Origin of the sequence: Symbiobacterium terraclitae, from assembly GCF_017874315.1 — a bacterium.
In the GTDB taxonomy this organism is placed as follows: domain Bacteria; phylum Bacillota; class Sulfobacillia; order Symbiobacteriales; family Symbiobacteriaceae; genus Symbiobacterium; species Symbiobacterium terraclitae.
Map to the genome: position 1 here is coordinate 42,065 of NZ_JAGGLG010000015.1, position 21,416 is coordinate 63,480.

General features: G+C 69.2%; 22 protein-coding genes. 1 reads left to right on the plus strand and 21 read right to left on the minus strand.

Going from position 1 to position 21,416, the window contains the following annotated elements:
• Nucleotides 1-47: 47 nt before the first annotated feature.
• From J2Z79_RS10025 to J2Z79_RS10110, 18 genes are all read right to left on the minus strand, one after another.
• Nucleotides 48-557: a GNAT family N-acetyltransferase gene (locus J2Z79_RS10025; RefSeq protein ID WP_209466741.1), complete on the minus strand. Its 510-nt coding sequence runs from the start codon at nt 555-557 to the stop codon at nt 48-50.
• Nucleotides 532-1,284, minus strand: a complete 753-nt coding sequence (ubiE, locus tag J2Z79_RS10030) for a bifunctional demethylmenaquinone methyltransferase/2-methoxy-6-polyprenyl-1,4-benzoquinol methylase UbiE (protein WP_209466742.1) — start codon at nt 1,282-1,284, stop codon at nt 532-534. The genes J2Z79_RS10025 and ubiE overlap by 26 nt, the downstream gene beginning before the upstream one ends.
• Nucleotides 1,285-1,311: 27 nt before the next feature.
• Nucleotides 1,312-2,061 carry an ABC transporter permease gene (locus J2Z79_RS10035; protein ID WP_209466743.1) on the minus strand — a complete coding sequence of 250 codons (750 nt, stop codon included), beginning with the start codon at nt 2,059-2,061 and terminating at the stop codon, nt 1,312-1,314.
• The gene (locus J2Z79_RS10040) at nt 2,054-2,779 is read right to left on the minus strand and encodes an ABC transporter ATP-binding protein (protein WP_209466790.1); all 726 of its coding nucleotides are present in this window, start codon (nt 2,777-2,779) and stop codon (nt 2,054-2,056) included. The genes J2Z79_RS10035 and J2Z79_RS10040 overlap by 8 nt, the downstream gene beginning before the upstream one ends.
• A gap of 104 nt (nt 2,780-2,883) precedes the next feature.
• Complete coding sequence (locus J2Z79_RS10045; RefSeq protein ID WP_209466744.1) at nt 2,884-3,891, minus strand: MetQ/NlpA family ABC transporter substrate-binding protein; 1,008 nt, start codon at nt 3,889-3,891, stop codon at nt 2,884-2,886.
• A gap of 521 nt (nt 3,892-4,412) precedes the next feature.
• A complete protein-coding gene (locus J2Z79_RS10050) occupies nt 4,413-4,805 on the minus strand; it encodes a T3SS (YopN, CesT) and YbjN peptide-binding chaperone 1 (RefSeq protein ID WP_209466745.1) in 393 nt (130 codons plus the stop codon).
• Between the two features lie 81 nt (nt 4,806-4,886).
• Complete coding sequence (locus J2Z79_RS10055) at nt 4,887-5,240, minus strand: NifB/NifX family molybdenum-iron cluster-binding protein (protein ID WP_209466746.1); 354 nt, start codon at nt 5,238-5,240, stop codon at nt 4,887-4,889.
• A 197-nt stretch (nt 5,241-5,437) separates the two neighbouring features.
• Entirely contained in the window at nt 5,438-6,202 is a 765-nt protein-coding gene (locus tag J2Z79_RS10060; RefSeq protein WP_209466747.1) for a LamB/YcsF family protein, read from the minus strand.
• A gap of 139 nt (nt 6,203-6,341) precedes the next feature.
• Complete coding sequence (locus J2Z79_RS10065) at nt 6,342-6,764, minus strand: DUF2500 domain-containing protein (protein ID WP_342589462.1); 423 nt, start codon at nt 6,762-6,764, stop codon at nt 6,342-6,344.
• Nucleotides 6,765-7,404: 640 nt separating this feature from the next.
• On the minus strand, nt 7,405-8,562 hold the full coding sequence (locus tag J2Z79_RS10070; protein WP_209466748.1) for an NAD(P)/FAD-dependent oxidoreductase: 1,158 nt from the start codon (nt 8,560-8,562) through the stop codon (nt 7,405-7,407).
• Nucleotides 8,555-10,711: an FAD-dependent oxidoreductase gene (locus J2Z79_RS10075; RefSeq protein ID WP_209466749.1), complete on the minus strand. Its 2,157-nt coding sequence runs from the start codon at nt 10,709-10,711 to the stop codon at nt 8,555-8,557. The genes J2Z79_RS10070 and J2Z79_RS10075 overlap by 8 nt, the downstream gene beginning before the upstream one ends.
• A 230-nt stretch (nt 10,712-10,941) precedes the next feature.
• Nucleotides 10,942-12,033 (minus strand): hypothetical protein, encoded by a 1,092-nt coding sequence (locus J2Z79_RS10080; RefSeq protein WP_209466750.1) that lies wholly within the window; start codon nt 12,031-12,033, stop codon nt 10,942-10,944.
• Between the two features lie 20 nt (nt 12,034-12,053).
• Nucleotides 12,054-12,839, minus strand: a complete 786-nt coding sequence (locus tag J2Z79_RS10085) for a DNA-methyltransferase (protein WP_209466751.1) — start codon at nt 12,837-12,839, stop codon at nt 12,054-12,056.
• 264 nt (nt 12,840-13,103) lie between these two features.
• Nucleotides 13,104-13,682: a phosphate propanoyltransferase gene (locus J2Z79_RS10090; protein ID WP_209466752.1), complete on the minus strand. Its 579-nt coding sequence runs from the start codon at nt 13,680-13,682 to the stop codon at nt 13,104-13,106.
• A 128-nt stretch (nt 13,683-13,810) separates the two neighbouring features.
• On the minus strand, nt 13,811-15,250 hold the full coding sequence (locus J2Z79_RS10095) for a potassium/proton antiporter (RefSeq protein WP_209466753.1): 1,440 nt from the start codon (nt 15,248-15,250) through the stop codon (nt 13,811-13,813).
• A gap of 145 nt (nt 15,251-15,395) precedes the next feature.
• Nucleotides 15,396-16,529, minus strand: a complete 1,134-nt coding sequence (locus J2Z79_RS10100) for a hypothetical protein (protein WP_209466754.1) — start codon at nt 16,527-16,529, stop codon at nt 15,396-15,398.
• Entirely contained in the window at nt 16,526-17,110 is a 585-nt protein-coding gene (locus tag J2Z79_RS10105) for a sigma-70 family RNA polymerase sigma factor (protein ID WP_209466755.1), read from the minus strand. The genes J2Z79_RS10100 and J2Z79_RS10105 overlap by 4 nt, the downstream gene beginning before the upstream one ends.
• Before the next feature lie 193 nt (nt 17,111-17,303).
• A complete protein-coding gene (locus J2Z79_RS10110) occupies nt 17,304-18,257 on the minus strand; it encodes an SIR2 family protein (RefSeq protein WP_209466756.1) in 954 nt (317 codons plus the stop codon).
• A 65-nt stretch (nt 18,258-18,322) separates the two neighbouring features.
• Between J2Z79_RS10110 and J2Z79_RS10115 the strand changes: the two genes are divergently transcribed.
• Complete coding sequence (locus J2Z79_RS10115; protein ID WP_209466757.1) at nt 18,323-18,745, plus strand: hypothetical protein; 423 nt, start codon at nt 18,323-18,325, stop codon at nt 18,743-18,745.
• Here the strand turns inward: J2Z79_RS10115 and J2Z79_RS10120 are convergent, their stop codons facing one another.
• The 3 genes from J2Z79_RS10120 to sucC all read right to left on the minus strand — a co-directional run bounded on the left by J2Z79_RS10120 (nt 18,746) and on the right by sucC (nt 21,124).
• Nucleotides 18,746-18,961: a hypothetical protein gene (locus J2Z79_RS10120; protein WP_209466758.1), complete on the minus strand. Its 216-nt coding sequence runs from the start codon at nt 18,959-18,961 to the stop codon at nt 18,746-18,748.
• Nucleotides 18,962-19,122: 161 nt separating this feature from the next.
• Nucleotides 19,123-19,995: a succinate--CoA ligase subunit alpha gene (gene sucD, locus J2Z79_RS10125; RefSeq protein WP_209466759.1), complete on the minus strand. Its 873-nt coding sequence runs from the start codon at nt 19,993-19,995 to the stop codon at nt 19,123-19,125.
• A 7-nt stretch (nt 19,996-20,002) separates the two neighbouring features.
• Nucleotides 20,003-21,124, minus strand: a complete 1,122-nt coding sequence (gene sucC, locus J2Z79_RS10130) for an ADP-forming succinate--CoA ligase subunit beta (protein ID WP_209466760.1) — start codon at nt 21,122-21,124, stop codon at nt 20,003-20,005.
• Nucleotides 21,125-21,416: the final 292 nt, after the last annotated feature.

A 21,416-nucleotide genomic window follows, 5' to 3' on the forward strand; every position in this document is an offset into this window, starting at 1 on the left:
TTAGGACGAGCGCTGCCAGGCCGGGGTGATGCCCCGGCGGCGGGCGATTACTCAGGATGTACGTTCAGCGGCTTCTCCATCTGGTGGCGGGTCACCTGGTAGCCCAGGGCGCCGTACAGGCCGCAGGCGGCGCGGTTGCTGGCCGTCACCATCAGGGTGACGGCGTGGCAGCCGAGCACCCCGAGGAAGGCCTCGCCGTGGGCCATGAGGCGGCGGCCGACGCCCCGCCGCCGCATCCGCGGGTGCACATAGATGGCCCGGACCTCCCCCCGCATCAGACCGCGGTAGTCCACCTCGGCCGAGACCCAGATGAAGCCGCAGAGGCCCGCCCGGTCCTCGGCCACGAGGATGGCCTGGCGGGGGTCGGCCGCGGCGACCCGCAGCCGGTCCCGGCTGGCCGCCAGGAACTGCGGGTCCGCCTGGAAGCCGGGGAAGTTGCTCTCGTACAGGTCGGGCAGAAACGCCAGGATCAGCCGCACGTCCCCGTCGCCCCGGAGGCGGCGTATCCGCACGTCCGCGGGCGGCGCGGCCTCAGCGGGCGGGCTTGGTTCCCACATGGATGGCCACCGTCCCCAGCATGAGCAACTGGTAGTCTGTCTGGGTAAAGCCGGCCTCCCTGAACATCTCCTCGAGCCTGTCCGGGAAGGGGTAGTTGTCGAGGGAGCGGGAAAGGTAGGTGTACGGCCGGATGCGCGCCTTGCCGCCCGCACGCACCACGAACCAGTCGATCAGCGGGAGGAAGGTCTTCCAGTAGAGGAAGAAGCCCATCCGGATGACCCGGCTGAAGGGCTTGGAGGCCTCCAGGCAGATGAAGCGGCCGCCCGGCTTGAGCACCCGGAAGATCTCGGCGAGGGTCTTCGGGATGGACGAGACGTTGCGCATCGCCCAGCCCATCGTCACCCCGTCGAAGGTGTTGTCGGGGAACGGCAGGTCCATGGCGTTGCCCACCTGGAGCGTGATCAGGTCGCGGTAAGGCGAGGCTGCCACCCGGCGCCGCCCGACCTCCAGCATCCCCTCCGAGATGTCCACGCCGATCACACGGCCCCCGGGCGCCACCTGTGCGGCGTCCAGCAGGGTGAGGTCGCCCGTGCCGCAGGCCACGTCGAGGATGTGGTCCCCGGGGCGGAAGTGCGTTTGCTTCACGAACTCCCGGTGCCAGCGCTCCCACTGGCCGGCCGACATCACCTGGTTCATCGCGTCGTAGTTCTCCGCGATCCGGTCAAACAGCTCGCGGACGTACTGCTCCTTCTCCTCCGGCGCCGGAGGCTGGTAGCCAGGGGCCATCAGAACGCCTCCCCGATAAATCGCGATCTAGCGCTGCCCCTCCGCCCAGGGGCAGAGGAGCCGCTCCGCAGCGTCCAGCAGCACGTAGAAGCCAAAGCCCATCAGGGCCATCGCCATCACGCCGGCGAACATCATGTCGTAGGCGTGCATCGACCAGGCGTCCCAGACGAAGGAGCCCAGCCCCTCCCGGGTGGCGTAGGTCTCGGCGAAGAAGAGGACGGCGACCGCGGTTCCCGTGGAGAGCCGCAGGGCGGTGAAGATGGCCGGAAGCGTGCCGGGCAGGATGACGTGGCGGTAGATCTGCCACTCGCCGCCGCCCAGCGACTGCACGGACCGGATCAGCCCCCGGGGCACGTTGGCCGCGGCGTCCTTCACCGTAACTAGGATCTGGAAGAAAATCACCAGGGTAATCAGGAAGATCTTGGACTCGTCGCCGATGCCCAGCACGACCATGATCACCGGCAGGAAGACCACCTTGGGCACGGGGTAGGTCAGGTAGACCAGCACCGAGCCGATCGGGCCGCCCGACCGCCCGAGGTAGAGGCCCAGCGGCACGCCCGCGGCCAGGGAGATCACGGTCGAGCAGAAGACGCGGTAAGCGCTGGCGAGGAAGTGCTTCACCAGCGGCCCACCGGGGCCCACGCCCTCGGCGAAGGAGGCCAGCGCCGGGGTCAGCGGGGGGAAGGCGGCGATGTCGAGGCCCCGGGCCAGCGCCTCCCATCCCACGGCGAGGATGGCCAGGGCGATGGCGTAGTGGTACCAGCGATATCTAGGCACCGCCGTTCACCCCCTTCTCGAGGGCGTCGCGCACGCGGTTGACCATCTCGTGGAAGGCCGCGGCCCGCCTGTCGCCCACCGTCGGGTTGCGGAAGAGACCCACGACCTGCCCCGGGCGGGGCGAGAGCACCATGATCTGCTGGCCCAGGTAGACCGCCTCGGTGATCGAGTGGGTCACCAGCACCAGGCTGGTCCTATGCCTGCGCCAGATGGAGAGCAGCAGGTCCTGCATCTCCTCCCGCGTCAGGGCGTCCAGCGCGGAGAACGGCTCGTCCATCAGGAGCAGGTCCGGGCCCAGCGCCAGCGACCGGGCGATCGCCACCCGCTGCTTCTGCCCGCCCGAGAGCTGGTGGGGCCAGCGACCGGCGAGGTCGGCTATGCCCACCTCGCGCAGCGCCTGGTCCGCCGCGTCCGGTTTCATCCCCCGGATGCGCAGGCCAAGCGCCACGTTCTCCCGAACCGTTTTCCAGGGCAGCAGGCCATAATCCTGCAGGATCAGCGCAGTTCCGGGACGGCGGGGCTGAACGGGTGCCCCGTCCACCCGCAGCTGCCCCGCGGTGGACGGCATCAGCCCGGCGATGAGGCTGAGAAGCGTGGTCTTCCCGCAGCCGGAGGGTCCCACCACGGCCAGCGTTTCCCCTTTGGGCAGGCCAAAGGAGACGTCGCGCAGGGCGACCGTCTCCTTGTAAGCATAGCTGATGCTCCGCGCTTCGATCATGAGCGCCCCGTCGGGGCGAGCCGCGCGCTCGCTCGCCCGGGGTCCCTCGGGGCGAACCGCACCGCCGGTCATCGCAGCACCTCCGGGGGCCTCCCCGCGGCGCATCATCGCGCCTGCGGGTAGAGCGTGGTGTTGACGATCTCGTCGTAAGACACCCGCTCCTTGATGTACCCCTTCTCCAGGAGCCACTCGACGACCTCTTCAACCTCCGCCTTGCCCGGGGCCTGGGCCGGCGAGAAGGTGATCACCTGCCAGGAGTCCTTGATCTCCGGCGGCAGGTTGGCCTTGGTGGCCATGAGCTCCTTGAACGCCTCCGGGTCCTGCTTGATGTCGATCACAGCCATGTTGTAGGCGACGAAGAAGCGCTTGATGGCCTCGGCCTTCTCCTTCACCACCTCGTCCCGGAAGACGATGACCGACTGCGAGTAGTTCCGCTTCGCCTTGGCGTCAGTCAGGACCACGGTGCCGCCCTTGTGGACCGCGAGGGAGAGGAGCGGCTCGGGCAGCGTGGCCGCCTGGATGGTGCCGTTCATCAGGCTCTCAAACCGCAGGGGGATCTGCGGGATGGAGATGGTCTTGATCTCCTCGGGCGCGAAGCCATTCTCCAGGAGCAGCTTCTCCGTGACGTAGTGGATGATGGTGTTGGTGGCGATGCCGATCTCGACGCCCTTCAGCTGCTCGGCGGTGGTGATGCCGGAGCCCGGGGCCGAGACGATGGCGAACGGCCCCTCCTCGATGGTCGCCCCCAGGTTGACGGAGGTGATCTGGACCGGCGTGCCGTTGTCGTGCAGCGTCACCGCGCCCATGATGTCCGTCAGGGTGCCGTCGATCTGGCCGCTGGCCAGGGCGGCGTCCCGCTCCGCGGCGGACTTGAAGCTCACCAGCTCCACGTTGACGCCCTGCTGGCGGTAGTAATCCTTGCTCTCGGCCACCCAGAAGGGCAGGCCGTCGATGGTCGCCATCTGCCCGATCTTCAGGCTCCCCACGGCCTCGGGCGAGGCCGGCACGTTGGGCTGCTTGTTGTACGCGTCCTGGGGCTTGGCGCCGCCGCAGCCTGCCAGGAGTCCAAGTACCAGCACGGCCGCCATGATCCGCAAGGTCTTGTACCTCATCGCGTGGTCGTCCTCCAGTTCACAAGTCTCGTCAGTCCGCGCGCCGACCGCGCGGCCCCGCTGTGGGAAAGAGCCGAAATCCTTACCCAATGTAACAATGGACTACGCGGGTGTCAACGAAAGGGCCATCGCCTGTCCGATTCCGGACACGGGCGGGGCATCTGCCAGCCCCAGCTCGGGGTGCCGTCGCGAGCCCGGCACGCCTGCCGGCTCGACCCGGCTCCCGTGTGCCGAGCGGGGTTGGCAACCCGGTCTGCCGGCGAGCGGCGTCCGGATCGGCCAACCCGGCCTGCCGGCGCGATGCGTGCTCGGTCCGATATCCCGGGGGAAGTCTTGTGAACACAAGCATGCCCAGTCAGCTGGGGATGCTCTCCATAGGCGTGCATGCCCCGCCAGTCCGGGCATGCCTCCGCCCCGCCGGTGCTGCGGCATGACGCTTGCAGAGCCCGGCACAGCCCAGCACAGCATCCCGAAAGCGAGACCCACCGCCTGGCCGGGCGGTGGGTGTTTCGACGCGACCCTCACTGAAGCGGCGTGCGCATCAGCTCGGTGAAGTGTTCGACCCCGTGGCGGAGCACCCGAAGTGCCCGGTTGAACACCGGCTTGAAGCCGTCGGCGGGGTCAAAGAGCAGCTCCACCGAAGCCCACACGTTGTCCTCCACCGGGTAGACCTTGACCACCTTGATCTCCGCGTTCACGCGGCACGCCGCCGCCAGCACCCGCTGGCGCTCCTCAGGACTCTCGATCTTCCAGAAGAACGGCAGCACCAGCCGGAAGTACTCGGGATCCTCCTCCGATGCGAAGAGGATGTAGGACAGCCCCTCGACCTTGAAGACGATGTCCCCGTCGTTGTCGTATCTTGGTACGTATCCCTCGTCCTTCAGGAACTCGAAGTACATCTCTGCTTTTGTCACGAGACACTCTCCTCGGGGGTTCTGCCTTGCGTCCTACCCCTCCCCTTCGCCTCGGCCAGTGGGTTCTCCTGCCGGTGCGGGCTAGTGGCAGTGGCAGCCGCCGCCGCCCTCCAGCCCCTCGTCTGTCAGCTTCAGGGTGCCGTTCAGGTAGTCCTGCAGCACGTCGGCAGCCTTGCCGTTGCAGCCCAGGATGTAATCAACGCCCCTGCTCCGGAACAGCTCCCGGGCGTGCGGCGGAATGCCCCAGGCCAGGACCAGGTCGACGCCCTGGTCGGCCAGGAAGAACGGGGGCGGACCGCCGGGCCCGTGACCGGGGTTGGCGACCTCTACCGAGCGTACGACCTGCTTGTCCTCCACGTCTGCGATCAGATAGGTGCGGCAGTGGCCGACATGGGGCGCCACCTGGTCCCCGGCCAGCGGGATGGCAATGCGCATGGATGGATCCTCCTTGAACGAGCTGGTTTGAAAGATAATCTTACCACATAGTCTCTCCACCGCAGGTGACGAAGCTCACAGCCCGACTGTTCTTCCCGGGCACGTCGCACCAAAGCCGCCCACTCCACCTACGTTACGGCTTCGCTGCGCCGTCCAGGTGTGGCGCCCACCGCTGCGCCTGTGCCATCCCCCGCTGCTCAGTCCAGGTGCGGCGCGGCCACCTCCACGCCCGCGGCGGCCAGCGACTCGCGGATCCGGCGGAGCCGCTCCACCGCGCCGTCGTGGTCGCCGTGGACGCAGATCGTGCGGGCCGCCACCGGAACCTCCTCGCCGGTCGCCGCCGTCACGGTCCCCGCGCAGGCCACCTGGCAGGCCTGGGCGGCAGCCTCCCCCGGGTCGCGCAGCACCGATCCCGGCCGGGACCGCGGCAGCAGCGTGCCGTCGGCGGCATACCTGCGGTCGGCGAAGGCCTCCCGCACCACCCGCAGCCCGGCGGCCGCCCCCGCCTCCTCCAGCGCCGACCCCGGCGGGGCGAAGAGGAAAAGCCCCCGGTCGAAGTCCGCGACGGCGGCGGCGATGGCCCGCGCGACGGCAGGATCGACCGCAGCGGTGTTGTAGAGCGCACCGTGGGGCTTCACGTGGCGCAGCGCCACTCCCTCCGTCTTGCAGAAGGCGGCGAGGGCGCCGATCTGGTAGAGCACGTCGCCGTAGATCTCGTCCGGGCTGCAGGCGATCGACCGCCGGCCGAACCCGGCCAGGTCTCGGTAGCCCGGATGCGCGCCGACGGCCACCCCGTGCTTCCGCGCCAACCGGACCGCCCGCCGCATGACCAGCGGGTCGCCGCCGTGGAAGCCGCATGCGATGTTGGCCGAGGAGACCAGGGGCATGATCTCCTCGTCGGCCCCGATGGTGTAGGCGCCAAAGGATTCACCCATATCGCAGTTGAGGTCGATCCGCGTCACCTCGCCACGCTCCTCCCTGATCCGCCCCGGGTCGCTGCGGAGGAGCCCCCGCCGCCCTCCGCTGGAGAGGCCCACGCACCCCGGGCTCCGCTCCCGCGCGCCTGCGCTTCGCTTGCGCGGCCTGTTCCCTCCTGCCGGATCAAGTCTCCCGGTCGAACCCCTTGAACCACGTGCCCTGCGACCGCAGCGTGCCGACGTCGCCCTCGGCCAGCATCCCATACTGGCTCCCCGGCACGGAGAACTCCTCCCGGCTGCCGTCGTCGAACTCGAACGTGACGTAGTACGAGGTGTGGGTGTGATGGTGATCGTCGGTGCCGCTGCTGCTCACGCGCATACGCCGCCCGACGACCCTGGCCCGGCGGCTCAGCAGCGGCTGCTGCAGGTTGTGGGCGGTGCGGATGATCAGGGAGCCGATGCCGAACAGGAAGCCGCCGATGACCAGCATCGGCACGATGGTGAACATCAGGTCGGCCAGGCCGTCGCCAAAGGAAGGTCCGAATGCGGGGTCAATGCGGACGGGGCCGCTGACCGGCACGCCAGACGGGCCGAAGGCGTACGACACAGCCGCTCACTCCCCTATTGCTCCTGCTGACCGTAAGACGCAGCACCCCCGGGCCGTGGTTCGGCGCAGGGCCCGGAGCCGGCAGCTTCGCCGTGGGGAGCGCCCTGACTCGGCCCTTTGTGGTCTGCGGAACCGCCCTTACGGGGCGCTTCCAACCGGCCGCGCCATCAGCCGAGGCAGCTCCGAAGATAGGGGGAGCGTCTCCCCATAATTTTCACGAAATGCAGGGAGGATTTCCCCATATCGTGCGCGGCGGGGGCCCCATCCGGGCCTCTGATTGGCTCAACTGGACGCTGGAGAGGCCTTTTCGACAGGATGTGGCAGGAGTCGATCCGGAGTTGGCTGGCGCCAACTTTACATAGCAAAGAATGTGGGGACAGTTTCCCTGTATCTCGTGAAAACTGCGGGGAGGTTTTCCCCATATTTCCGGCAGTCCATTGTAGGGAAGGTGGCCCCACGTTCTCGTGGCGTGTCTTGGGGACTGGAAGTGCGGCAGCCAGCAGGAATCTCCGGCTGAAGCCCGTGCAGGCGCGGAATCCGAAGACCTGGCGCTGGATCACCCTGATCCGGCGGGCTCATCGGCACCGGCGACGACGGGCCGCGGGCTGCCCGCCTGCCAGCTCGTGGCCCGCAACCGTTCCTACTTCAGCGCCTCCTGCCCGGCGAAGGTCCGCTCCGGCGTAAGCGCCCGGAGCACCGCTTCGTCGGCGGGGGTCAGCCCGCCGGCCACCATCCGGGCGAGCAGCTCGCCCACGCCGGGGCCGAGCATGAAGCCCTGGCCGCACATTCCCACGGCGTAGAGCAGCCCCTCCACCTCAGGTGCCCAGCCGACAATGGGCGAGCCGTCGGGGGTCATCGGGTACATGCCCCGCCAGGTGCGCCGCACCCGCAGGGGGGCGAGCCTGGGCATCAGGTCCAGCAGCCTTGGTGCCACCAGCGGCAGGAAGGTGCTGGTCTCACTGCGGTCGCTCCCCCAGATGGGCGGGTCCGGCGTGATGCAGAAGAGCACCTGCCCGGACTTCTGCTGGTAGAAGTAGAAGTTCGCCGACCCCGGGGCCGGCCGGATGTCCACCACCATCGGCCCCAGGAACCTGGCCACCGGCTCAGTGATGGCCGCCTCATGCAGGTCTGGGATCACCGGCACGTCGCAGCCGGCCATCTGAGCCACGGGCCGGGCCCACGCTCCGGCGGCGTTGACGACCACAGGAGCCGCGTACTCGCCCTTGTCGGTGCGGACGCCCGTCACCCGGCCGCCCGACACGTGAATCGAAAGCGGCTGCTCCCGGAAGCGGAACGCCGCACCGAGACGCTGCGCCTCCCGCCAGAAGGCGTGGATGCTGAGCAGGGGCGAGGCCGAGCCGTCCTCCGGCGAGAAGGTGCCGCCGATCAGGCCGTCGGGGTTCAGGTCGGGCACGATCTCCAGCAGGTCGTCCCGGTCGTACCAGTCGATGTTCAGCCCGTACGACTTCTGCGTGACCAGCAGGTCCTTCAGCAGCCGCTCCTCCCGCGGCGTGTAGGCGACGAACATGTAGCCGCCCTGCAGCCAGCCGATGTCCTCGCCGTGGATCGGCTCCCAGGTGGCGAAGATCTCGAGGCTGCGCATGCAGAGGCGGATCTTGGCCGGGTCCGAGTGCGTCGCCCGGATCCCGCCGATGGCCGCCTTGTTGGAGCCCTGCCCGGGGCTGGCAGCCGGGTCGATCACCAGCACCTTCAGCCCCTGGCCCGCCATCGCCATCGCCGCGGGGGTGCCCACGCTGCCGGACCCGAGGATGATCACGTCGTAGACGTGCCTACGCATCGCTGCGGCCCTCCTTTCCGCCCGTGGACTCCGACGCCGTCCCGGCGCCTCCAGCCTGCTCCCGCACGGCGCCGGCGAACCGCGCCAGTTCCACCTCGACGAAGAGCGGGCGCAGGGTCATGGGCGTGACCTCCTCCGGCCCCACGCCCTCCTCCCGGAGGAGCCGCAGCATCAGCGTGCCGCAGGTCTTGCCGCCGCAGGCGCCCATGCCGGCGCCGGTCACGGCCTTGATCTGGTTCAGGTCCCGGTAGCCCCGCCGGACCAACTCCCGCACCTCGCCCGCCCTCACGCGGTTGCAGCGGCAGAGGATGGCGTCGTCCTGCATCCGCGGCACGTACCGCTCCTCCGGCATCCCTTCCTCTGGCTGCTGGACCCGGATGCCGGCGATGCGGGTGGCGATCGCCTTGGGTGCACGGACCCGCACCAGCAGCGTCCGGTCGTTGGACTCGTGGATGCGCAGGTCCTGCACCACCGCCTCGCCCAGCTCGTGGCCGGTCGTGTCCAGCACGGTGACCATGTCGCCGGTGCGGATGGTGTCCTTCAGGAACTCGTACGGGATGGTCACGGTGGGGAAGTAGGGGTCGCGCCGGAAGTCGACCAGGGTGATGGCCAGGCCGGGGCAGTGGGCGACGCAGCGCTCGCAGCCGCCGCATCGCCGGCCCTGCTCGTTCCGCGGGGTGAACCGCGGCGTCCGGCGGATGTCCCCGGGGTCGATGCGGATCAGCCCGTGAAGGCAGGCGGCGGTGCAGGGGTTGCACGGGATCTCCTGCGTGCAGTGGAAGACCGGGAAGACCCCCTCCTCCGCCTGCGGCGGGCACTCCGGCGTCACGGCGCCAGGCTTGCTCTTGAGGATGCCGGCCATGTGCCGCCACTCCTCCGGCACCTCGTCCACGGGATGCCCCAGGGCCCGGGCCACTTCCCGCCCCGCGATCCGGCCGCTGAAGATGGCAGCCGAGGCCTCGGCAATCTCCTCGGCGTCCCCCGCCACGAAGGCCCGCATGCCGAACGCACGGGCCCGGCGGTAGAGTTCGTCCACCGGGTCCAGCCCGACGGCGATCAGCACCGTGTCGCACGCAAACGTCCGCTCCGTGCCCGGCACCGGCCGGAACTGCTCGTCCACCGCCGCGACGGTGACCGACTCCACCTCGTCCCGGCCGTTCGCGCGCACGATGGTGTGGCGCGTGTAGACGGGCACGCCCATGCGGACCAGCTTGTCCTTGTGGACCTTGTAGCCGCCGCACTCCGCCATGGCCTCCACCAGGCCGACGACGGTGATGCCCGCCTGCAGGGCGTGGTAACCGGCGATCAGGCCGACGTTACCGCCGCCCACGATGAAGAGCCGGCGGGCGGGCCGGATGAGGTCGCGGTTGACCAGGGTCTGGAAGGCGCCTGCGCCGTAGACGCCAGGCAGGGTATTGCCGGGGAAGACCAGGCTCTTCTCCCGGGCGCCGGTGGCCACCAGCAGGACTTCGGGCCTGACCAGCACGTACTCGTCGCCCCGGAGCACGCCCACCTTCCCGTCGCTGAAGACCGCCAGCGCCGTGCTGTTCAGCCAGACCGAGACGGACGGATGGGCGCGCACCTGCTCCTCCAGGAGCGTGGCGATGTCGATGCCCCGGCGCCCCGCCCAGACCGCCTCCACCGAGCCGAAGAAGCGGTGCGTCTGCAGGACCAGCTTGCCACCCAGCCGGTGCTTGTCGTCCACCAACAGGGTCTCGATGCCCAGCCTGCCCAGCTCCGCCGCCGCGGAGAGCCCCGCAGGTCCACCGCCGATGATCAGGACGGGCACGGCGACTTCGCGGATGGTGCCTGCCCTGGGCGGATGCGATGCCCCAGGGGGAAGCTCCGGCAGGCCGTCGAGCGGCTCCACCCGCATCCCGGGCCTGACCCGCACCATGCAGGCTTTCACCGGCCGTCCATCGGCCAGCACGAGGCATTGGGCGCACTGCCCGTTGGCGCAGAAGATGCCCTGGGGCGAGCCGTCCTTGTGGTGGTGGCCGAAGGTGCGGATGCCGTTGGCGAACAGGGCTGCGGCGATGGTCTCCCCCTCGCCGGCCGTGAGCGCCCGGCCCTGCCAGGAGAAGGGCACGGGAGCCCTCGGTGCCGTGGGAAGAATCGGGTGCGAGTCGATGCGGTAGGTCGTCGTCATCGGTGTCCACCGTGCCTCCTTCCAGAATCCGCCTCGTCAAAGCCATCGTAACACCCTGATTTGTGGCACGAAAGCAGGCACTTCGGCCTATTCGCAACGAACCGCCCTGCGGCGGGGCCGCAAGGCGGTCGATACCGTATGGCAGGGACGGCTCACACCGAAAGGCGCCGGATCGCACTTGGGAAGGGTAGGCTGGAGCGGGAATGCATGCCCGAACCCACGGTCAGTGCTCACACAGGGAAAGTCAGCTGTACTGAGCGAAGGCGCGGGTGCTGCAGCAGCTGGTCCAGCTCCTCGACGGAGCGCCGGTCCTCGGGGAGGATGGTCAGCACCCGGTACTCCAGCCCGGCCTCGGCCCGGATCGCCTGCGCCATGTCGTCGGGCACCAGGCGGGCACAGTGCTCCCGGACCCAGGCGTCGGCCGGGATGTCGCCCGCGTCCACGAAGGGGTAGAGGTCGCCGAGGAAGGCGCTCACCACCTCGCGGGCCTCGCGCAGCTGCGCCTCCAGGGCCGCCTTCTGCTCCGGGTCGTCGAGCTGGGCCGCCAGCTGTCGCTCCCGGGCGGCGAAGATCGCAGGCCACTCCTGCTCCAGGAACCGACGGGGCACCAGGTACTGCCCGTTCCACTCCAGCCCCTTCTCGGCCAGGAGCGAGTCCAGGTCGTCCTTGGCCCGGCTGACCACGTCCAGCCGGCAGAGGGTCACGTCCATGGGCCGCAGCCGGACGCCGCCCATGGCCAGCACCCCGAAGTCCTTGGGGTCGAGGCGGCGGCTGCGCCGGGTGCCACGGGCGCTGACGCGCACGAAGGCCCCGAGCCGGGAGAGCTCGGCGCCGACCCGGTAGGCGTCCCGCCGCAGCGCGACCCTGTCCTCCAGGGCCAGCCACTCCTGCGGCGAGAGGCGGCGCGCCGACTCCCACCACGCCAGGACGTCCGCCAGCACCGGGCCGGAATCGTCCAGCACCACCCCGTACTGGCGGGAGCCCTCCAGCCCCTCGGGCGTCAGGGGGCCGCTCCCCAGCACGGCGCTCCCCCCGGCGGCTGCGTAGACGCAGGCGCCGAGGTCGGTCAGCCAGCGCACCTCGCAGCCCGGCAGCCGCTTCAGGCGCTTGAGGGCGGCGAGCTCGACCCGCCCCTCGCCGATGGCCTGGTGCGACAGGTCGGTCAGCACCATCACCTCGCCCCCCTCCCGCTCCAGGTGGGGAAGCAGGGGGCGCAGGGCCTCGAGATGCAGGGCGGGAGAGACGAGCCAGAGCTGCCGCCACGGGCCTTGCACCAGCTCCAGCAGCGCGGTGCGCAGGAATGAGACCGGTCGGCCTGCCATCAGCTCCACCCCTTCTGCGGCTAGGCGCCCGCCGCGCCCGTGGCCCTCCTGGCCCCGTGGTCAGCGGCGCCTTCCAGCAGCGCGCGCATGTTCCTTTCCGCCAGCTGGCAGTACCCCGGGTCCAGATCGACGCCGATCCAGCGCCGGCCCAGCAGTGCGGCCGCCTGGCACGTGGTGCCGCTGCCGTTGAACGGATCCAGCACCAGGTCACCCTTATAAGTGTATAGCTTGATCAGCCGGCTCGGCAACTCCAGGGGGAAGGGCGCAGGGTGGCCCACCTTCCTGGCCGAGACGGTAGGGAACTCCCAGACCGACTTGGTGTAGGTGACGAACTCCTCGGGGACCAGGTCTGTCTCGCCCCGGTGGCCCATGCGCCAGTCGCCCTTGGAGAAGACCAGGATGTACTCGTGCAGGTCGCGCAGGGTGGGGTTGGACGGGCTGCACCAGGAGCCCCAGGCCGTGGACACGCCCACGGAGGCGCCCTTGTTCCAGATGATCTCGCCCCGCATGTTGAAGCCCAGCCGGTTCATCTGCAGCGTGATGTACGCGTGCAGCGGCAGGTAGGGCTTCCTGTCGACCCCGGCGACGTTGATGGCGATGCGGCCGCCGGGCGCCATGACCCGGTAGCACTCGCGCCAGACAGCCTCCAGCATGGCGAGGTACTCGTCCATGGAGAGGCTGTCGTCGTGGGTGGCGTACTTGATCCCCACGTTGTAGGGGGGTGAGGTCACCACCAGGTCCACCACCCCGTCGGGGATGAAGCTCATGTCCCGGGCATCGGCATTGTAGATGCGGTTGGCGTACATGCGTCTGGCCTCCAGTCATCCTCCGACCGCCGCGGTCGGGGCTTACGTGCAATGGCAACGCCTGCAATGGTCATGTTTGGTTTTATTTCGCGCCGGGGCGCGAAAATCCTCCTAACCATTGGCGCGACCTTATTCAATTTGGATTCCATCCCATTGTTACGCGCGCAAGTCCATGTGCGGCACCGCCCCAGGAGAGTATAGGCCGCGGTGCGCGCGAAAAAACCGGCCGGGGGAGCGCTCCCCCGGCCGGAAGGTTCCGTGCGGTTACAGCAGGATCTCGCCGATGTCGCCGTCCTTGATGCCGGCGGCGTTGGCCTCGTCGGTGTCGATGTGCATCTCGAGGGCCATGTCGTCCCGCACCCGGACGATCACGTCGTCGAAGGTGAGCGGGCGGCCGCCGTTGGTCTTCACCCGGACCACCTGGCGGTCGGTGACGCCGTACTTGGCGGCGTCGGCGGGCGTCATGTGGATGTGGCGGGCGGCCACGATCACGCCCTCGGTCAGCTCCACGCGGCCCTTGGGACCCTCGAGGATGACCCCCGGCGTCCCGGCGATGTTGCCGCTCAGGCGCACGACGGCGGGAATCCCCAGGGTGCGGGCGTCGGTGGCGGAGATCTCGACCTGCGAGGCGCCGCGGGCCGGGCCGAGCACCCGGACCTTCGGGAAGGAGCCCTTGGGCCCGATGACCGCCACGGTCTCCTCGGCGGCGAACTGGCCGGGCTGCATCAGTTCCTTCTTCACGGTGAGCTGGTACCCGGGGCCGAAGAGCGCCTCGACGTGCGCCGGGCTGAGGTGTACGTGACGGGCGCTGACGTTGATGATCACGGTACGTGCTTCGGACATGTCGCTTTGTCTACCTCCTGTGAACGCGGCTCCTGCGCTGTTGGGTTCCTGCGCCGGCCCTCAGCCTCTCGGGGTCGGCTGGTCAAACCTTAATGTCATTCGCCTTCACCCGGCTGTTTCCTGCCTCATCAGGTTTCCCCGACGATCAGTTCCTCCACCCGGGCGCTGTGGTCCTTGGGCGCCAGCACGAAGAGGACGTCGCCCGCCAGCAGCTTGGTGTGACCCCGCGGGGCCACCACGCGGCCGTCCCGGTAGATGGCGCTCACGGTGCACAGCTCGGGCAGGGCCAGCTCCGCGAGCCGCATCCCGGTGGCGCGGGAGGACTCGTTCAGCTCCACCTCCAGCATGTCGGCGTTCAGCCGCTCCATCGTCATCAGCTCGAGGCGCACCGGGCGAGGCGGCTCGCCCCTCAACAGCTGGCCGAGCTTGTCCGCCAGCCAGGAGATCGTCGATCCCTGCAGCGTGGCCGAGACCAGCACGACGAAGAAGACCACGTGGAAGATCATCCCGCTGTTGGGCACCCCGGCCACCATCGGATAGGTGCCCAGGATAACGGGCACCGCACCGCGCAGACCCGACCAGGCGAGCACCACGAACTCCCGCAGCGTGAAGCGCTGCCCCAGGGTGCAGAGCCAGACGGCCAGGGGCCGGGCGACGAGGATCTGCCCCGCCGCGATGGCCAGGGCCGGCACCGCAATCGGGCCCATCTGCGACGGGAACACGAGCAGGCCGAGCACGGTGAACATCACGATCTGGGCGAGCCAGGCCATGCCGTCGTGGAAGCGGAAGACCGACTGGCGGTAGGGGATCTCCAGCGTGGCCAGGTAGATGCCCAGGATGTAGACGGCCAGGTAGCCGCTGCCGTTGGCCAGCGACACCAGCGCGAAGACCGTGAACGCCACGCCGGTGAGGAGGATCGGGTACAGGCCGGCCGCCTGGAAGCGGATGCGCGGCAACAGCTTCTTCATGATCCAACCGGCCACCAGGCCCCCGACGACGCCCAGCCCCATCTGCCATACCAGGAAGCCGACGGCCCACAGGGTGGTCGGCGGCCCCTGGGTGATCCACATGATCATGATGGTCGTGAGGAAGATCGCCATCGGGTCGTTCAGGCCCGACTCGGCCTCCAGCGTGTACTTCAGGCGGGCCCTGAGGTCGGACGTGCCAATGACGGCGAAGGTGGCCGCGGCGTCTGTGGACCCGACGATGGCGCCGATCAGGAGGGCCATGGTCCAGTGGATGTCCAGCACCCACCAGGCGATCAGCCCTGTCAGCCCGCTGGTGAGGAGCACCCCGACCGTGGCAAGGATTGAGGAGGGGACGATGACCTTGCGCACGTGCTTCCACTCGGTCTCGAGACCGCCCTGGAAGAGGATCTCCACCAGTGCAATGGTACCGATCAACTGCGCCGCCTCTGCGTTGTCGAAGTAGATCCATCCGGAGATATCGCTGCCCAGGATCATACCCGCCCCGATGAAGAGCACCAGCGCGGGCACACCGATGCGGTCGGCCAGCTGTGAGGCCACCACCCCGATTACGAGTGCTACACCCAGGATGAGTGCAACCATGAACATTGCTGCTTGGTCTATGGCAATCCCTCCTCAGTCAGAATGGCGCAGTATATTAATAGTATGACAGAAAATGGCGGAGAGGGTCAACATAAAACCAAGGCAGGGCCGCCTCCGGCGCCTGCCTCGGACACTTGCAGTGACGTCAACGTTTCAGGGCGGGCACGTAGCGTGCCACGGGGGCTCCCTCTGCATCCGTTCCGAACAGCCGCCACACCGGCTGCAGGTAGACCGTCTCCTCACCGACGCTGCGCACCCAGACGAGGTCCGCCCGTTGGAAGCTGCCCCCACGCTTCTCCGCCAGGGCCAGGGCCTCCTGCTCACTAATATAGTCGGTGTAAGTGGCGTGGGTGGTTACGCCCGACGCGACGTAGGCCTTCGCGCGCACGACCGTGCCGCTGAAGCTGACGCCGATCTCCGTGCGGGCGTTGACGACCGGCCTGCCCTCGACGCGCTCGGTGTACACCACCGTGTAGCCGTCGGCTCCGGCCGTGATGTCGGGCTGGCTGTGAACCGGCAGCAGCGCCTGGTCCAGGAAACGCCGGGCAGCCTGTCCCGCCGCCTGCGCCTCCACCCGCGGTCCGGCCGCCCGGGCAGGGGTCGCGTCGGCGTACTGCACGGTGCCGTCGGTCGTCATCGTCAGCGTCCGCTCGCCCTCGGAGATGGCCCAGCCCTGCTCCGTGCGGCGGCTCTCGCCGCGGAACCCCAGCCGGCCGGCCATCGCCCGGAACTCCGCCTCGCCGGGGCGGGCCGTCAGCCGCATGAGCTGCAGACCGCCCGCCGGGGCGCTGGCCACGGGCGCCTCCAGCGCGGCCGTGACGGCCGCGCCCCGTTCATCGGCCAGCGTGACGGCCGGCAGGTCCGCGGGCAGCGACACCAGGTACGACGTCGGCGGGCCGTTCTCGGAGGGCTGCACGCCCGTGGAAGCCGGATCCCCGGCCGGGGGCGCGGGCTGAGGCTCGGCCACCAGGCCGGTGCCGGGCTGCTGGATGCCGGCGGGCGGCTGCCACAGGCTGAGCCCCAGCGCGAGCGCGGCGACTGCCGCCGCCACGGCGATGCCGGACCCCATGAAGGCCGGGCGCCGGTACCAGGACCGCTGCTGCTTGCGGGCGGCGAGCAGCAGGTCGCGCCGCAGCGCCTCCCTGAACTCGGGCCGGTAGGGCACGGGGCGCTCCAGGCCGCGCGCGAGCCGGCGGGCCGTCGCCTCCAGCGCAAGGCGCTCGGCGCGGTCGGCTGCCTGTTCAGCGATCAGTTCGGTGATGTCTGCATAGCGGCTCATCCTCGCACCCCGCTCTCGCTCAGCTTGCTGCGCAGCGCCCCCAGCGCCCGGAAGAGCAGCGCCTTCACCGCTCCCTCGGTCTTGCCCAGCGCCGCCGCGATGTCCTTCAGCTTCATGTCGCCGGCGAAGCGCATCAGGACCACGTCCTGCTGATCCGGTGACAGCGACCGCACCGCCCGGGCGATCGCCTGCTGGTCATCCAGGGCCAGGGCGGCCTCCTCCGGCGTGTTGCCCGTGGTGGCGATGGGGAAGCCCTCTTCCAGCGGCGCCGTTGGTCGGCGAACCCGGTAGTAATCGATCACCACATTGGACGCAATTCGGTAAAGCCATGCCGCAAACGGCTGTCCGGTGTACCGGTAGCCCCGGATGTTCATAAGCGCCTTCATGAAGGTGTCGGCGGTCAGATCCTCCGCGGCCTGCCGGTCGCCGGTCTTCCGGTAGATGTACGCGTAGATGCGGTCGAAGTGGAGATCGTACAGTTCGCCGAAGGCGCCGGGATCGTCCTTCGCCCGCTCCACCAGCCGTTGCTCGTCGACGTACTCACGGCACTCCTCCGTGCGATGCGTAGGCGGTCCCTCCAATCGGCACCGCACCTTCCGGAAATCATTCCAGTAGAAATAACGGCGCGGATGCAAAAAGGTTACGCGGCCCTCTCACGCCATTTTCGAACCGGCTCCGGCCGGCGGGTCCGCGCAAGTCACCGTGTACAGTATACCAGAGACTCTTTTACATTTCCCCGTTGCTTTGGAGGAACAGGCAGCGGGGTTTGCGCACTCAGCTCTGACCCCGGAACCCGGTGCAGTCGAAGGCGACCCCGGGGCCGAAGAGCCGGCGGAAGCGGTCGATGGTCGCCTCCGACGGCCGGCGGGTGATCACCTCGATCCTGGGCGGCGCCGCGCCCTTTCGGGTGAGCAGGCCGCGCAGCAGGAGGTGCTGCACCGCCAGGTCCGCGGGCGGCAGCGAGTAGCCGATGAAGACGATGCGCTCGGCCCGGCGGACCGCCTCCAGCGCCTGCGCGAAGACGCGGCTGAGCGGTGCGGGCAGGCTGCGCTTCAGCCAGGTGGGCGAGATGACCACCCCCGCCAGGCGCCTGCTGCCGCAGCGGCTGCAGCTGAGGCCGGCGGGGCGCGGCAGGAGGTGCGCCACCTGCTCGCGCACGACCGCGATGTGGTCGCAGGCCGGGCAGTGGGCCCAGTTCAGGGACCCGTGCAGCTTGAGGAGCAGCGGCCCGCTCCCGTCCGCGGGGCCCAGGCCGTAGTCGGGGGTGAGCCCCGCCACCCGGAGGGCGTCGTCCAGCAGCGTGTCGTAGTTGAGCGAGAGCAGCACGTAGCTGCCCGGCGGCCTCCCCGCGAGGGCGCGGGCGAAGCGCGCGTACGGGCCGTCCCCCGGCCGCCGGTCCTGCGCGGCGTCCAGCACGCTGCAGACCAGGTGCTCCAGCGCCTGGCGGACCCGGTAGAGCCGGGGCGGGTCGTAGGCCGGTCCGAGCCCCTGGTCCGCATGCAGCGACCAGTCCACCAGGCTGATCACCTGGTCCAGCGGCGGCAGGTGGTCGAAGGCGGCCGGCCCGTCCACCTGCCGCCCGAAGACCGCGGCCAGGAAGTCCCAAACCGCCTGGACCTGCTCGTCGAAGGGCGGGCCCAGGTCGCGGTAGGCCATGGCGAAGAGGTCCCGGGTGGCCGGAGCGCCCTCGGCCGCAGAGGCGCCGGCGCCGAAGAGGTAGAGGTCCATGCGCATAGTCTGCCCGGCCCGCGGGAATGGCTTCCTACTAGAGATCCCATTTGGAGGTGTTCGCGTTGCCCCGTGCCGGGGAAGCCGTCCGGCGCATCCTGGCCGTGCTCGCCTACGCCGGGGCCCTGCGCCTCCCCGTGGCCGCCTGGCTCCTGCCCGACTGGCTCTACACCCTGCCCTGGGGGCTGCTGCTGGCCGGGGGCCTCTGGGCATGGGCCCGCGGGCGCTCGCCGTTCCTGGCGCACCACGGCCGGGCCGGCCTGCTCTGGACCCTGCAGGTGAGCGGCCTGCTCCTCGCCATCTCCCTCGTGGCCGACCTCTGGTACGCCGCGTGGTTCCACACCGGCGTCCCGCTGCTGAACCGCGCCTGGCACCTGACCTCCGACCTCTACCGCTGGGCCTCCTTCCTCAGCTCGCTGCTGACGGTCCTGGCCATGTACCGGGCGGCAAAAGGGCAGACCGGCGATCCGCTCGGCCTGCCCCTCTAGCTATGCACTCACCGGTTTCACGTGCATCCGGAAGGCCCGGTAGAACGCCGGCGCCGGAATCCCTTCCAGGTAGATCCGGTCCGCCTCCTCCTCGATCCTGCGCACCTTCACGACCTCGCCGGCCCGGATCAGGTGCCTGAGGGTGCCGGTCTTCTCGTCATGAATCTCGAAGTTGCGGACGAGCCGATAGCTTTGACCCACGGTCAGTCGGTCCACTCCTCGGTCCCTCCTCGAGCATAGCGCCAATATGATTACATGTTGTGTATTCTCGATTGGGGCTCAAATTTCCTCGCCGCCGCACCGGTCCCGAGACACGATATGGGGCAGCAGCGCGCTGCGCTGCTGCCCCGGTCTTCTTCGAACACCGCCGCGGTTCGCTACCGCAGCGCGGCCCGCACCAGGTCGGCGACCTCCCACGGCAGGGCGGCCACCTTGACGCCGGCGGCGGTCAGGGCCTCGACCTTCGACTGGTAGGTGCCACGGTTGCCCTCGATGATGGCGCCGGCGTGGCCCATCCGCTTCCCGGGCGGGGCGGACTTGCCGGCCAGGTAGGCCACCACGGGCTTCTTCACGTGCTCCTTGATGTACTCGGCGGCCAGCTCCTCCTGGATGCCGCCGATCTCGCCCACCATGACGATGGCCTCGGTCTCCGGGTCGGCGTTGAAGAGCTCCAGGGCGTCGACGAAGTTGGTGCCGATCACCCGGTCGCCGCCCATGCCGATGACGGTGGTCTGGCCCAGGCCGCTGTTGGAGAGGTTGAAGGCAATCTCGTAGGAAAGGGTGCCCGAGCGGGCCACGATGCCGACGGGACCCGGCTTGTAGATGTGGTTGGGCATGATGCCCATCTTGGCCTTCTTCCCCGGCGAGATGATGCCGAAGGTGTTGGGGCCGATGACCCGCACGCCGTGCTGCCTGGCATAGGCCATGATCTCCATGGTCTCCTGGGTGGGCACGTGCTCGGGGATCAGCACGAGGACCTTGACGCCGGCGTGGATGGCCTCGAAGGCGGCGTCCTTCACGCCGGGCGCCGGCACGAACATGATGGAGGCGTTGGCGCCGGTCTTCTCGACGGCCTCGTGGACGGTGGCGAAGACGGGGACGCCGTGGACCTGCTGGCCAGCCTTGTTGAAGTTGACCCCGCCGACGATGTTGGTGCCGAACGCCAGCATCTGGCCGGTGTGGAACTGTCCCTGGGAACCGGTGATGCCCTGGACGACGACGCGCGTCTGCTCGTTGATGATGACAGCCATGCCTCAGCTACGCCCCCTTGCCGTAAGCTGCTGCCACGACGGCCTTGGCAGCCTCGCCCATCTCGGTGTAGGCCTGAATGCCGGCCTCGGCCAGGATCTCCCGGCCGCGCACGTCGTTGGTGCCGACCATCCGCACCACCAGCGGCACGTCGATGCCCTTGGCCTTCTTCACCTGCACGATCGCCTCGGCCACCAGGTCGCACCGGGTGATGCCGCCGAAGATGTTGACGAAGATGGCCTTGGGCTTGGTGCCCAGGAGCGCGTCAAACGCCTGGGCCGTGGGCTCGACGCCGGAGCCGCCGCCCGCGTCCAGGAAGTTGGCCGGCCGCCCGCCGTAGTAGGCCAGCGTGTCGAGGGTGCCCATCGCCATGCCGGCGCCGTTGGCCATGACGGCGATGTCGCCGTCCAGCTGGACGAAGGCCAGGCCGATGGCGCGCACCTTCTTCTCCAGTTCGGTCCCCTCCTCGACCTTGGGGAACTCGGGGTGGCGGAAGAGGGCGTCGTCCTCCACGTTGAAGCGGCCGTCGGCGGCGATGAGCCGGGTGCCGTTGTCGGTGAGGGCCAGCGGGTTGATCTCCACCAGCTCCGCGTCGTACTTGCGGAAGGCCTGGTACAGCCCGACGAGGATCTTGGTGAACTGCTGGGCCAGGTCGCCGGTGAGGCCGATCTTGCGGGCGATCTCCCGGGCCTGGAACGGCATCAGACCCGTGGCGATGTCCACGTGGGAGAAGACGATCTTGTCGTGGGGCACCGACTCGATCTCGACGCCGCCGTAGGCCGAGGCCATGATCAGCGGCTTCTTGGCCATGCCGTCGAGGGTGATGGAGACGTAGTACTCCTTCTCGATCTTGATCTGCGGGTCGACCAGGACCTTGTCGACGATGTACCCCTTGAGGTTCATCCCCAGGATCTCCGCAGCCCTCGCCCTGGCCTCCTCGGGAGTGTTGGCCAGCTTGATGCCGCCGGCCTTGCCCCGCCCGCCGACGAGAACCTGCGCCTTCACCGCGCACGGCCCGATCTTGCGGGCGGCCTCCTCCGCTTCCTCCGGCGTGGTGCAGACGATGCCGTCGCCGGTGGGAACGCCGTGCTCGGCGAACATCCGCTTGGCCAGGTACTCATAGAGCTTCATCCGTCCACCTCCACATGTTGACAGTCACGCGTCCAACAAGCAGGCTACCCAGCAATTCTATCACAGATCCAATGCTGTTGGGAATCGTTTGGACATCTCATCATGGTACATAAGAACTATTAGGATCAGGGAGGTTCAGGTGCCCGCCCGACCGGCTCCCGGCCGCTGCCCGACGCCTGCTGCCGGTCCGCAGGCACCCGGGCTGCCCGCTTCCATGTCTGCGGCGGACCGCCGCCCGCTGCCGGTGCGGAGCACCGTCATGCCCTCCGCTCTCTAGGATGTCCGGCCCGCG

What these genes read in the sequence shown, in the direction of transcription:
- J2Z79_RS10070 (WP_209466748.1), bottom strand. Translation starts at nt 8,562, where the DNA reads ATGCGTAGGCACGTCTACGACGTGATCATCCTCGGGTCCGGCAGCGTG.
- J2Z79_RS10040 (WP_209466790.1), bottom strand. Translation starts at nt 2,779, where the DNA reads ATGATCGAAGCGCGGAGCATCAGCTATGCTTACAAGGAGACGGTCGCC.
- J2Z79_RS10080 (WP_209466750.1), bottom strand. Translation starts at nt 12,033, where the DNA reads ATGGCAGGCCGACCGGTCTCATTCCTGCGCACCGCGCTGCTGGAGCTG.
- sucC (WP_209466760.1), bottom strand. Translation starts at nt 21,124, where the DNA reads ATGAAGCTCTATGAGTACCTGGCCAAGCGGATGTTCGCCGAGCACGGC.
- J2Z79_RS10095 (WP_209466753.1), bottom strand. Translation starts at nt 15,250, where the DNA reads ATGGTTGCACTCATCCTGGGTGTAGCACTCGTAATCGGGGTGGTGGCC.
- J2Z79_RS10025 (WP_209466741.1), bottom strand. Translation starts at nt 557, where the DNA reads ATGTGGGAACCAAGCCCGCCCGCTGAGGCCGCGCCGCCCGCGGACGTG.
- J2Z79_RS10110 (WP_209466756.1), bottom strand. Translation starts at nt 18,257, where the DNA reads ATGGACCTCTACCTCTTCGGCGCCGGCGCCTCTGCGGCCGAGGGCGCT.
- J2Z79_RS10075 (WP_209466749.1), bottom strand. Translation starts at nt 10,711, where the DNA reads ATGACGACGACCTACCGCATCGACTCGCACCCGATTCTTCCCACGGCA.
- J2Z79_RS10085 (WP_209466751.1), bottom strand. Translation starts at nt 12,839, where the DNA reads ATGTACGCCAACCGCATCTACAATGCCGATGCCCGGGACATGAGCTTC.
- J2Z79_RS10045 (WP_209466744.1), bottom strand. Translation starts at nt 3,891, where the DNA reads ATGAGGTACAAGACCTTGCGGATCATGGCGGCCGTGCTGGTACTTGGA.
- J2Z79_RS10100 (WP_209466754.1), bottom strand. Translation starts at nt 16,529, where the DNA reads ATGAGCCGCTATGCAGACATCACCGAACTGATCGCTGAACAGGCAGCC.
- J2Z79_RS10090 (WP_209466752.1), bottom strand. Translation starts at nt 13,682, where the DNA reads ATGTCCGAAGCACGTACCGTGATCATCAACGTCAGCGCCCGTCACGTA.
- J2Z79_RS10055 (WP_209466746.1), bottom strand. Translation starts at nt 5,240, where the DNA reads ATGCGCATTGCCATCCCGCTGGCCGGGGACCAGGTGGCGCCCCATGTC.
- sucD (WP_209466759.1), bottom strand. Translation starts at nt 19,995, where the DNA reads ATGGCTGTCATCATCAACGAGCAGACGCGCGTCGTCGTCCAGGGCATC.
- ubiE (WP_209466742.1), bottom strand. Translation starts at nt 1,284, where the DNA reads ATGGCCCCTGGCTACCAGCCTCCGGCGCCGGAGGAGAAGGAGCAGTAC.